The 10,559-nt window shown below is 40.4% G+C and carries 11 protein-coding genes; 3 read left to right on the forward strand and 8 right to left on the reverse strand.

The genetic code is table 11. The annotated features are described in order from the left end of the window. The first annotated feature begins 1 nt into the window (after position 1). From ACFQZJ_RS11390 to ACFQZJ_RS11400, 3 genes are all read left to right on the forward strand, one after another. On the forward strand, positions 2 to 799 hold the full coding sequence (locus ACFQZJ_RS11390) for a Cof-type HAD-IIB family hydrolase (protein ID WP_379934635.1): 798 nt from the start codon (positions 2 to 4) through the stop codon (positions 797 to 799). Positions 800 to 827: 28 nt separating this feature from the next. After that, positions 828 to 2,102 carry a DUF819 family protein gene (locus ACFQZJ_RS11395; RefSeq protein WP_379934636.1) on the forward strand — a complete coding sequence of 425 codons (1,275 nt, stop codon included), beginning with the start codon at positions 828 to 830 and terminating at the stop codon, positions 2,100 to 2,102. A 163-nt stretch (positions 2,103 to 2,265) separates the two neighbouring features. Continuing rightward, the gene (locus ACFQZJ_RS11400; protein ID WP_379934637.1) at positions 2,266 to 2,967 is read left to right on the forward strand and encodes a DUF4369 domain-containing protein; all 702 of its coding nucleotides are present in this window, start codon (positions 2,266 to 2,268) and stop codon (positions 2,965 to 2,967) included. A gap of 55 nt (positions 2,968 to 3,022) precedes the next feature. Here ACFQZJ_RS11400 and ACFQZJ_RS11405 read toward each other — a convergent pair whose 3' ends face one another. From ACFQZJ_RS11405 to ACFQZJ_RS11440, 8 genes are all read right to left on the reverse strand, one after another. Further along, positions 3,023 to 3,292, reverse strand: a complete 270-nt coding sequence (locus tag ACFQZJ_RS11405; protein WP_379934639.1) for a hypothetical protein — start codon at positions 3,290 to 3,292, stop codon at positions 3,023 to 3,025. 56 nt (positions 3,293 to 3,348) lie between these two features. Beyond that, a complete protein-coding gene (locus ACFQZJ_RS11410) occupies positions 3,349 to 4,317 on the reverse strand; it encodes a type I phosphomannose isomerase catalytic subunit (RefSeq protein ID WP_379934640.1) in 969 nt (322 codons plus the stop codon). A gap of 19 nt (positions 4,318 to 4,336) precedes the next feature. Next, entirely contained in the window at positions 4,337 to 4,792 is a 456-nt protein-coding gene (locus tag ACFQZJ_RS11415; RefSeq protein WP_379934641.1) for a peroxiredoxin, read from the reverse strand. A 2-nt stretch (positions 4,793 to 4,794) separates the two neighbouring features. Further along, positions 4,795 to 5,202 (reverse strand): 6-pyruvoyl trahydropterin synthase family protein, encoded by a 408-nt coding sequence (locus ACFQZJ_RS11420; RefSeq protein WP_379934643.1) that lies wholly within the window; start codon positions 5,200 to 5,202, stop codon positions 4,795 to 4,797. Then, the gene (idi, locus tag ACFQZJ_RS11425; protein WP_379934644.1) at positions 5,199 to 5,732 is read right to left on the reverse strand and encodes an isopentenyl-diphosphate Delta-isomerase; all 534 of its coding nucleotides are present in this window, start codon (positions 5,730 to 5,732) and stop codon (positions 5,199 to 5,201) included. Before idi ends, ACFQZJ_RS11420 begins: the two co-directional genes overlap by 4 nt. Before the next feature lie 87 nt (positions 5,733 to 5,819). Next, positions 5,820 to 6,773, reverse strand: coding sequence for a PorP/SprF family type IX secretion system membrane protein (locus ACFQZJ_RS11430; RefSeq protein ID WP_379934646.1), 954 nt, complete (start codon positions 6,771 to 6,773; stop codon positions 5,820 to 5,822). Between the two features lie 4 nt (positions 6,774 to 6,777). After that, positions 6,778 to 8,748 (reverse strand): T9SS type B sorting domain-containing protein, encoded by a 1,971-nt coding sequence (locus ACFQZJ_RS11435; protein WP_379934647.1) that lies wholly within the window; start codon positions 8,746 to 8,748, stop codon positions 6,778 to 6,780. A gap of 80 nt (positions 8,749 to 8,828) precedes the next feature. Further along, on the reverse strand, positions 8,829 to 10,547 hold the full coding sequence (locus ACFQZJ_RS11440; protein WP_379934648.1) for a hypothetical protein: 1,719 nt from the start codon (positions 10,545 to 10,547) through the stop codon (positions 8,829 to 8,831). Positions 10,548 to 10,559 lie beyond the last annotated feature (12 nt).

The raw sequence follows: 10,559 nt of genomic DNA on the forward strand, positions 1-10,559 counted from the left end.
AATGACCTATAAAGTACTATGTTCCGACTTGGACGGAACCCTACTCTCTACCAAAAGTGATGTTTCGGAATTCACCGTACAACAAATCCAACGCATACGCAAAACGGTTCAAATTATTTTGGTATCCGCAAGAATGCCCAGTGGCATGTATTATCTACAGGAGCGCCTGGGTATTGAACATCAACCTATAATCTGCTATAACGGCGCCTTGGTTCTGCAAAATGGAACGACAGTTTTATCTATACCCATTCCAACCAGTGTTTTATGGGCCGTGCATGAAATGACTTCCCCTTTAGGAATAGATTTAGGAATATATGTAGATGATAACTGGTTTGTGCCCAAAACCTCCGAACGAGTAAAAAAAGAGATTAAATACACAAAGACCCAACCCACTTTCCGGCCAACAGAAGCTACGCTTACCGCTTTGCAACTTACGGGTGCGCACAAAGTAATGCTAATGTGCAGTAAAGAAAGTGCAGCTTTGGTAATGCCACACCTGCAAAACCAGTTCGGTAGCGACCTACATATCTACAGGTCTAACGACACTCTTATAGAAATCGCTCCTAAATCTGTTTCCAAAAGCTCTGCAATAGCACACATCCTTAAACCCACAGAATCATTACGGGACGTCATCGTATTTGGGGATAATTACAACGATATTGAAATGATCAAAGATGCTGGGTGCGGAGTAGCCGTGGCAAATGCCCGTGCAGAAGTAAAAGTGATTGCGGACCATATTACATTGGCAAATACAGACCATGGTGTGGCCCACTTTATCCAACAACATCTGCTTATTTGATTATATTTGAAAAACTTCGCCCTTAACCATGGAAAACACGACCTTAGAACCTCTTATTACCAATGATACCGTTGTATTTGGGCTTTTGGCCATAGCACTTGGATTCATTTTTTATACCTCTAGTATCAAAACCGGCTTTTGGAGAAAATTCTATTCTATTGTACCGGCCGTGCTTATGTGCTACCTACTCCCCGCTATTTTGGCAAGCAGTGGTCTTATTTCGGACAAGATATCTAACCTTTATTTTATGGCGAGCCGGTATTTATTGCCGGCAGCACTGGTGCTGATGACCTTAAGCATTGACCTAAAAGCTATTGCGAACTTAGGCTCAAAAGCCTTGATCATGTTCCTTACAGGAACGACCGGTATAATCCTAGGTGGCCCTATCGCGATACTACTAGTTTCTATTTTCTCACCGGAGACTGTTGGCGGAAATGATTTTGATGCTACATGGCGAGGACTATCTACCATTGCGGGAAGCTGGATAGGCGGCGGTGCAAACCAAGCCGCTATGTTGGAAATATTTAAATATAATCCTGAAAAATATGGGGGAATGGTTTTAATAGACATTGTAGTCGCCAATGTTTGGATGGCCATTGTTCTCCTTGGCGTAGGAAAAACGGAACGAATAGACAAATGGTTAAAGGCGGATACCTCCAGTATTGAAAGACTAAAGCTAAAAGTAACCGAGTTTACAGACAAGATTACGAGGGTCCCAACCTTAAACGACTACATGCTCATGGTTTGTCTTGCTTTTGGAGCCGTAGGTATTGCGCATTATTTTGGTAATAATTTAAGTGATTATTTATTGCTGAATTTTGATGCCGTTAGCAATAAAAAAAGCTTTCTATCCTTTTTAGGATCTAGCTTCTTTTGGATGGTAGTGATTGCCACGACCATTGGTATACTGCTTTCCTTCACCAAAGCAAAAAATTATGAAGGTGCAGGTGCCAGTAAAATAGGAGGTGTGTTTATTTATATCCTTGTCGCAACCATAGGTATGAAGATGGATCTGGGAAAAGTATTGGAAAATCCCGGTCTTATAGCCGTTGGGTTTATATGGATCGCCATACATGCAGGACTCATGATCTTGGTCGCAAAACTGATAAGGGCGCCCTACTTCTTTTTGGCAGTAGGGAGTCAGGCCAATGTTGGTGGTGCGGCATCGGCACCGGTAGTGGCAGCGGAATTTCATCCATCCCTCACCTCGGTAGGTGTGCTGCTTGCCGTTCTTGGGTATGTTGTAGGCACCGGCGGTGCCTTATTCTGCGCATATTTGATGGAAGTGGCCTCTGGCTTATAGATCAACAACCTTAGTAGGAGTGCACGAATTATGTTTACGGAACTAGTTTTACATTTCAAGGCAAACCTAGGGGAATCAATCCTACTATGGGATTCAAAACTAAAAATTTTACAGCACCTATATTTACAAAATTTTATTGATATTTGCGCCCTAATAAAAAAACATGAAACGATTCCTATATTCCCTTGGCCTCTTATGTCTGTTAATTTCCTGCACGAGTGAAACCGAAAATACAATGACCATAAACGGCACGATAAAGGGACTCAAAAAAGGCACCTTGTATCTGCAGCACATAAACGATACCACTCTTGTTACGGTAGACTCGCTTGAAATTGAAGGTGATGGAAAATTTACCTTTAAAACAGAGCTGGAAAGCCCCGAAATTTTCTATCTATATCTTGATAAAAAAGACAACAACGACATAAACGACAGAATTTCTTTTTTTGCGGAACCGGGACTCATAAACGTGAGTACCCATTGGAATTCCTTTGACACTAAGGCTAAAATTACAGGGTCCAAAAGCCAAGAAAAGCTTGAGGAATTTAGAAAAGTTATGTCCGACAACAACCTCAGAAGCCTTGAACTGACACAACTCATCTCTAACCAGAATGCGACATACAGTGCAGAAGAACTAGACTCCATTGCGTTGCTGTACAACAGAAAAATACAACGCAGCTATGTTTTCGCCATTAATTTCGCGATCAACAACAAAGACTCCTATATAGCCCCTTACATTGCAGTTAAGGAAATACCGGAAGTGAATGTAAAATACTTGGATTCTATAGCTTCCGTGCTGCCAACTGAGGTAGCCAATTCCAAGTATGGCAAAGAGCTAAGCTTATTAATAGAAAAAAGCAAAGAATAAAAAAAAAGCATCCAATGTAGGGATGCTTTTTTTAGTTTAACCCATTTTGTTGGATCTAACTTAGTTTATTTAAATCGTCTACCAAACTTTTTGCTTTTGTCTCCAACTCGGATCGTACCGCTGTTAAGTGTGATTTCCTGTTTTCAACATCTTTTTGGTTCACTTTTGCAATTAAATCATCAAAGGTCGCTATTGCATCGTCAATGACTTTAGCACCCTCCTTGGAATCTTGCTTTCCATTAGCTGCTTCTACTATATAAACCGCTTCAATGATATCGCCTAGAACATAGTTGATATCCTTTTTTAAATCTCTAACGCTTGCCATTTTACTAAATTTTTTTACAAAAATACAACTTTAAGCTTGTAAAAATAAGATTCGTATTAAATAGTGACTTCCAATAGTTGTACACCGTTGGTTTCAATGTGAATTCTGTTTGCCATTGCCGGCACTAATACTGTTTCTCCTTTGTTGATCCTGGCGCTACCCTCATTGGTTTTTAGATCCGCAACACCATCAACGGCCATATAGATGGTAAAAGAGTCCCTTGATGCAGTATCTTGGATAAAGTCTGTTGTTAGATTTAAGAAATTGGTTTTAAAATAAGGGGAATCCACCATACTGTTCGTAGCATCCAAAGTCCTGTCGTAGCGTACCTTAAAATCATCCTTTTTTTCGTAATCGATTGCGTCCAATGCCATTTCTGTATGTAGCTCTCTAAGATTACCGTTTTTGTCCTTTCTGTTAAAATCGAAAACACGATACGTTACATCCGAGGTTTGTTGTATCTCCGCAAGTAGCACTCCGGCGCCAATAGCATGTATCTTACCTGTGTTTATGAAAAAAGTGTCTCCCTTATTTACGGTTTCATAGTTCAATAATTCCAACAAGCTGTCGTCTTCCAAACTCTTGGAATACTGTTCCTTTGTTACATTTTTATTGAAACCAACAATAAGTTCAGCTCCGGCATCCGCATCCATAACGTACCACATCTCGGTTTTACCAAAAGAATTATGGCGCTTTTTAGCCAATTCATCGTTGGGATGTAGTTGAATGGACAGGTCCTGTTTTGCATCGATAAATTTAATCAGAATAGGAAATTCCTTTCCAAAACGCTCCACAACACTTTTACCTAACAGCGCTTCCGGAAATCTATCTATCAACGTACGCAAAGACGTATTGGCGAGCTCTCCGTTAGATACAACAGAAACATCGCCGGAAACGGCAGAAAGCTCCCAACTCTCTCCCGTAATATCGCTAACTATGGGTTTTTGCAATACTTTTTCCAATTTGGTGCCTCCCCAGAGCCGCTCTTTTAAAATAGGACGAAATTTTAACGGATATATACGCATTACCTAGGTATATTAAAGTTTATTTGTTCATTGAAAGCAAGGTTTTTAATGCCCTTTTCTTATGTTCCGATGCATTTATACTGTTAAAGACCATGATAACCGTGCCTGTTTTATCAATAACATAGGTTTCCCTTCCCGGTAACAACAATAGACTATTCTTTATTTTAAATAGTTTGCGAACCGTGTTATGCTTGTCTGACAACAAAATAAAGGGCAAGCCATATTTTGCACCAAAGCGTGCGTGACTTTTTGCCGAATCCGCACTAATGCCAATTACTTCGGCACCCAAGGCTACAAAATCTTCATAACTATCCCTAAAATCGCATGCTTCCGTTGTGCAACCAGGGGAATTATTTTTAGGATAGAAATAAATAACTAAAGGTTTTTTTCCAAGGAGTTCCTGTATAGAAAAATTATTTCCATTACTATCGGGAAGCGTGAACAACGGAATTTTAGTACCTACTTTTAATCCCATTATTATCCTGAAAAGGTTACAAAATTTCGTGGTGTCTCGTAAAGCACAACTTCTAAATCCATTTCCTTATTTATGTGCGGTCTTAGTTTTTGCCATGTAACCACTGCAATGTTCTCTGCCGTAGGATTCAGTTCCATAAACTCAGGTACTTCTTTGTTGAGATTCTTATGGTCAAATGCATCCTCGATTTCTGATTTTATCAAATCTTTCAGCACCTTTACATCTATCACAAATCCGGTTTCAGGATCTATCTTGCCGGTTACACTTACAATAAGCTCATAATTGTGTCCGTGAAAATTTGGATTACTACATTTACCGAATATTTCGGTGTTTCGGGTATCGCTCCAATCTTTTCTATAAAGCCTATGGGCTGCGTTAAAATGCGCCCTTCTACTAACTTTCACCTTCATTTTTTTTCGATGTTATCCAACAAGTGTTCGTAAAACTTTTCAAATATTATTTTAAACCAAGCTGTGTAGATATGGGGGTTGTTACTTATATCCTCCTTAATGGCTCTAGGGGTCATCCATTTCCAACTCGCCACTTCATCGGTATTTATGACTGGCGCATCGTCATAATAGCCTACCATTACGTGGTCCAGTTCATGTTCCGTTAAACCGTTATCAAAAGGGGCTTTATAAATAAATGAAAAAAGTTCTTTAAGGTCTGCCGAGAAACCCATTTCCTCTTGCAAACGTCTTTTACCAGCTTGTATATTAGTTTCACCCACACGTTGATGACTGCAACAGGTGTTGGTCCACAATAAAGGGGAATGGTACTTATGCCCTGCCCGTTGTTGCAACATAGTTTCCCCTTTTTCATTTAATATAAAAACGGAGAATGCCCTGTGGAGTATTGCTTTTTCATGAGCTTCCATTTTAGGCATGGTACCTATTTGCTCATCGTTTTTATTGACTAAAATTACCTCTTCTTCCTTCATTATGTAAAAATAGCATCTTTACATAAGCTAAAGTACACATGGCGATAAAATAATTAGATATAAGTATAAGATGGAAGCTGTAATCGCCTAAAAGAACCTTGGTGACTTCAAATTGTCCTTTATAGAAATGAAATCATACCTTAAAATAACTTCAAAAGATCCATCGTTAAAGGTTGCTCCACCCAATGCCGTAGTTTCTCTGTCGTAGGCTATACCTAACAAAAATCCTTCGGATATATTAAAACCTACCATACCACTTAACGCGGCATCCCAACGATATCCGGCACCAAGAATAAACTTTTCGTTGAACATAAAGTTAGCGGAAACATCTACCTGTAAAGGTGCACCTTGGGTCATCTTGGTTAAAATGGTTGGCTTAAACTTCAAAAAAGGATTCACGTCCCAAACATAGCCCGTAATCAAGTAAAAATTCATTTGTTCTTTTGCCGTCGATAAGGAGGATTCTTCAAAATGCGATGTTTCCAAAAATCTAGGAACCGAGAGGCCTGCGTAAAACTTGTTCGTATGATAGTATATCCCAGCTCCAACATTAGGAGACAGTCTATTATCGATATCCTGTTGTAATATTTGGTCCGATGTAAATTGGTTCAGTTCAGAAAAACGGATATCCAATAAATTTACACTTCCCTTAAGTCCAAAACTAAGCCTGGCCTCACTAGCCATTTTTATGGTATAAGAAAAATCCGCATCAAAATTGGTCTCAGAAGTTGGACCTATTTGGTCATTCACTATAGAAACACCCATTCCCAAACCTTTGTAACCAATTGGAGTATGTATGTTAACGGTCTGTGTAACCGGAGCCCCTTCTAAACCTACCCATTGCGATCTATGCAAAGCAGCAATACTAATTTGACCTCTTGTACCTGCATAAGCAGGATTAATACTTACCGTATTATACATGTATTGTGTATACTGGGCATCTTGTTGTGAAAATGCGGCAAATCCTATAAAAAATAAGGCGATAAGCAAAAGCTGCCTAATCCTATGTATGTGGTTGATGTATTTTGGTATACCTAGCATGCTTTTATCTGTTTATATATAAATAACCTGAAAGTGATTTCATATTTCCACTTGGCTCTTTGTACTCAATGATATAGAAATAGGTGCCTACCGGTAATTGATTATCCTGATTTACGGTGACCCTGCCTTGAGAAGAACCATCGAACACATTACCATCGGTATCATAGGCTTTAGTAGTAAAGACAGATACGCCCCATCTATTATATATCCGAACTGTATTTTCTGGAAAGTTTTCCAAGCCATCTATACGAAGTACATCATGAACCCCGTCACCATTTGGCGTAATTACATTAAATACTTCCACGGTTTCTCCTTGAGCCTCTAAATCAGAATCTAAATAATTTGGAATACCGTCGTTATCACTATCGTCATTTAAATAATTACCATCGCTATTTAAGTCTTCGTCGATCGTGGCAATACCGTCATCGTCATCATCGGTGTCCCTATAATCGGATTCTTCATCATTATCCGTGTTTGGCAAGTCGTTAATTGGGTCATCTGTTTCGTCATTGACATCGTCATCGGTGATATTAGCCCCTTCATAACCATCATCAAGTCCATCACCATCGGCATCGGCGCCTACAAATAAAGTATCGGCTATACCATCTTGATCATAATCATGAGCCTCTATACGATCAAGTATATTATCATTATCGCTATCCTCATCTAAATAATCCGGAAGACTGTCGCCATCGGTATCAACAGGGAATAAGCCTTGCACCCCTGATACCTCGTAAGCATCGTCAAGTCCATTTCCATTACTATCCATACCCGTTGGTGCTATATAGGCCACTGTAGTCTGTGCTTCTACATTGTCCGGTATACCGTCATTATCACTGTCTATATCTAAATAATCGGCAATACCATCACCGTCGGTATCCGTAATATCCGTAGCGGGATTATTGTCCCCATCAAGGTTCAAGTCTTCAAAAGTGTTTAAAATACCATCATTATCGCTATCCAAATCCGCTCCTGAAGGACTTATTATAACCGTAACCGTTGCCGTACTACAATTTCCTAGGCTATCACACACCGTGTATTCAAACGTATCCGTACCTACAAAGTTATTATTTGGAAAATAGTTGATTATGTCATCTGATGGGTCGCTAGGTGTGCCATTATCATCAATGGTAAGTGAGCCATTTGTTGGTTGAGTTGCGCTATATGTGCCTACTGTAGGTAAATCATTATCATTTAGACTCCAAGTATTTATGTTTATGATTTCATTTACGTCTATAGTAACAATATCATCGTTTGTGTCTACAATTGGCAACACATCTATGGTCACCGTTGCGGTACTGCAATCACCTGATGCATTACAAATGGTATAATCAAAATTATCCGGTCCATTATAATCTGGGTTTGGCGAATAGGTAACAATATCATCCGTAGGGTCGTTTGGTGTTCCGCCATCATCCACAGTTACGGTTCCGTTCGCCGGATCTGTTGTTGTTAGGGTTCCTGTAGTAGGCAAATCAGTATCATTATCGAAGATATCTACTATTGCTAAAGTATCCTCATCTAACGAGACAATATCATCTACCAAGTTGGCGGCCTGACTCAAACACACCACTGTAAAATTGGGCAGATTTATGTTATTACCTGCCTTGGTTAAGGTTGCGGTATATTTAACCACGGTTTGGTCTGCAGTAACAGTTGGCTGCGTTTGATCTCCTGTAAGCATAGGCGACCAACTTACGGTAGCACCAGCAGGAATATTAGACCTAATATCCAGTGTTACCTCATTATTAGGTGCTTCACAATCCGTAACAATAAAGTAACCGGTAGCGTTGGAACCACATAGCGTACCATCATAGGTAGCAAAATAAATCCCGGGAGCTGTTACTTCCAAGAAAAATTCCGTTCCTAAAACCGTAGCGGTATCCGATGCCTCATACCATTGGTAATTATTTTCATCGGTGCTGTTTGGCGCCTGCAATAAAAACTGGGCGTTGGATACAAGTGTCCCTAGCATCGTAAAAACAATGCTAAGAACCAGGGTTTTATATATAGTGATATGTTTCAAATCGATTTGAGGTCGTTGCTGTGATTAAATTATTTTACTACAAAAACTACATTGATCAAGGCATTGTAATCCGCGGGTGAGTTGTAAATGCGATAGGTTAAAATACCATTGGCATCCACGCTCATATTTTGAACTGTGGTACCATTTCCGAAAACGCTAGGGTCTGCAAAGGTTACGTGATAATCGAGTTCCGTAGCTGCATACGTAGGTATGGTACCAGCACTACTGACAACTGGAGATCCAAATTGCGCTATGTACTGTGCATGCAAATCAATTGTTCTATTTGTTGCAGGGTCCGGTGTTGAAGCATCTATTGCGATGGATGGTGGATAAAATACCTTGGATGCCCTTAGACTATTGACCTGCCTCATATTTCCGTTCGCGTCTGCGGTAACCAATTGGTCGGTGTCGGCAGCTGTGGGAAGATTTCGCACCCGAGCAGTGCCATTTACATCCAAATTACCGGTAATATCGGTGTCTTGATTTAAGCGGATATTGTCGGTTCTGATGTCCATAACAGTAGTCATGGTTGGAGCAGCACCGGCGGTTACGTTATCTGCCAGTTCAAAATGCATTCTTGATGTGCTTGCATCCACATCGGTACGAATACGGGCACTAGATCCATCGCTATCAGGTATTCTATTCGTATGGTTAAAGGTAATGTTAGCATTACCCCCACCATCATTTAGCGTCATTGCCACAGCGGCCGAACCATCTGTCCCTACCTGCAGCCTACTGCCGGGCAGGTATATACTCGTATCCCCATTTTCGGCAACCGTGTCATCTGCAGAATTGTTGAATGGATTGTCATTAAAGGTTGTTGCACCCACTTCAATAATATCACCATCTGCGTCTACTGCAAGAATATTGGTAGCTGTTCCAGTAATTGTACCTGATCCATAGTCTGAGAACCTGACTGTTCCGTTTTCAACATCCAATTTGGCATTTGGAGTTTCCGTTCCGATACCAATATTCCCGTCGGGTTTTATCGTCATGCGAACTTCTTTGGTAAGTGAGCCCTCAGGGGTGGTAATGAAATCCATTTTACCGGGAGCGGAGGTGTTACTGACTGTACCGTCCATCGTAACACTGATTTCTGCTGATGTTGCGAAAGGGGCCAAAATGCCACTTGCTGCACCTACCAACCCATTAAATCGTATTCCGCCAAGGGCATCCCCATCTTGAATAGGAGCAATTGAAGTTCCTGCCAAACGGGTTCTATACATATCCAAATCCATATCATTGGATGGCGTATTACTTGAGGAAGAAAAGATGACATCTTCACCTGTCAAAGTACTGACATGTAATTTACCCAATGGTGTATCAGTGCCGACGCCTACCCTATCGTTATCACCACTTACCACCAAGGTGTTGGCATCAAAATTGAGGTCGAAATTGTTCTGGGTAACCGCTCTATCACCAGTTAGAATACCATCTACAGTATAGATATTATCCCCGAAGCCAGTTATGGTAGAAAGGTCTACACTATTACCGTTTGAAATTTCCAGGTTAGCGGAATTCAATGTAAGTTGTTGACTATCCGTATTGGTGACCCAACCCGAACTGGTATAGGTGTATATCCGTTGTTCATCCGTGTTAAACACAGAAGATCCAACATAAACCCCGGTTGCACTATTCATTTCGGCTGTAGTTAGGTTAGGCAAACTTGGAAGGGAAGTACCTTCAATCTGTGCACTTGCCGAGACACCAACAATAAACAACCCAATAGCTATTATTACTTTTTTCATTCTTTTAGACTG

This window comes from Maribacter chungangensis (assembly GCF_042676845.1).
Classification (GTDB): domain Bacteria; phylum Bacteroidota; class Bacteroidia; order Flavobacteriales; family Flavobacteriaceae; genus Maribacter; species Maribacter chungangensis.

Bases quoted from the DNA above. Each gene is read 5' to 3' on its own strand.
- ACFQZJ_RS11390 (WP_379934635.1), top strand. From the start codon at position 2: ATGACCTATAAAGTACTATGTTCCGACTTGGACGGAACCCTACTCTCT.
- ACFQZJ_RS11420 (WP_379934643.1), bottom strand. From the start codon at position 5,202: ATGAAGGTGAAAGTTAGTAGAAGGGCGCATTTTAACGCAGCCCATAGG.
- ACFQZJ_RS11435 (WP_379934647.1), bottom strand. From the start codon at position 8,748: ATGCTAGGGACACTTGTATCCAACGCCCAGTTTTTATTGCAGGCGCCA.
- ACFQZJ_RS11405 (WP_379934639.1), bottom strand. From the start codon at position 3,292: ATGGCAAGCGTTAGAGATTTAAAAAAGGATATCAACTATGTTCTAGGC.
- ACFQZJ_RS11400 (WP_379934637.1), top strand. From the start codon at position 2,266: ATGAAACGATTCCTATATTCCCTTGGCCTCTTATGTCTGTTAATTTCC.
- ACFQZJ_RS11430 (WP_379934646.1), bottom strand. From the start codon at position 6,773: ATGCTAGGTATACCAAAATACATCAACCACATACATAGGATTAGGCAG.
- ACFQZJ_RS11395 (WP_379934636.1), top strand. From the start codon at position 828: ATGGAAAACACGACCTTAGAACCTCTTATTACCAATGATACCGTTGTA.
- ACFQZJ_RS11415 (WP_379934641.1), bottom strand. From the start codon at position 4,792: ATGGGATTAAAAGTAGGTACTAAAATTCCGTTGTTCACGCTTCCCGAT.
- ACFQZJ_RS11440 (WP_379934648.1), bottom strand. From the start codon at position 10,547: ATGAAAAAAGTAATAATAGCTATTGGGTTGTTTATTGTTGGTGTCTCG.
- ACFQZJ_RS11410 (WP_379934640.1), bottom strand. From the start codon at position 4,317: ATGCGTATATATCCGTTAAAATTTCGTCCTATTTTAAAAGAGCGGCTC.
- idi (WP_379934644.1), bottom strand. From the start codon at position 5,732: ATGAAGGAAGAAGAGGTAATTTTAGTCAATAAAAACGATGAGCAAATA.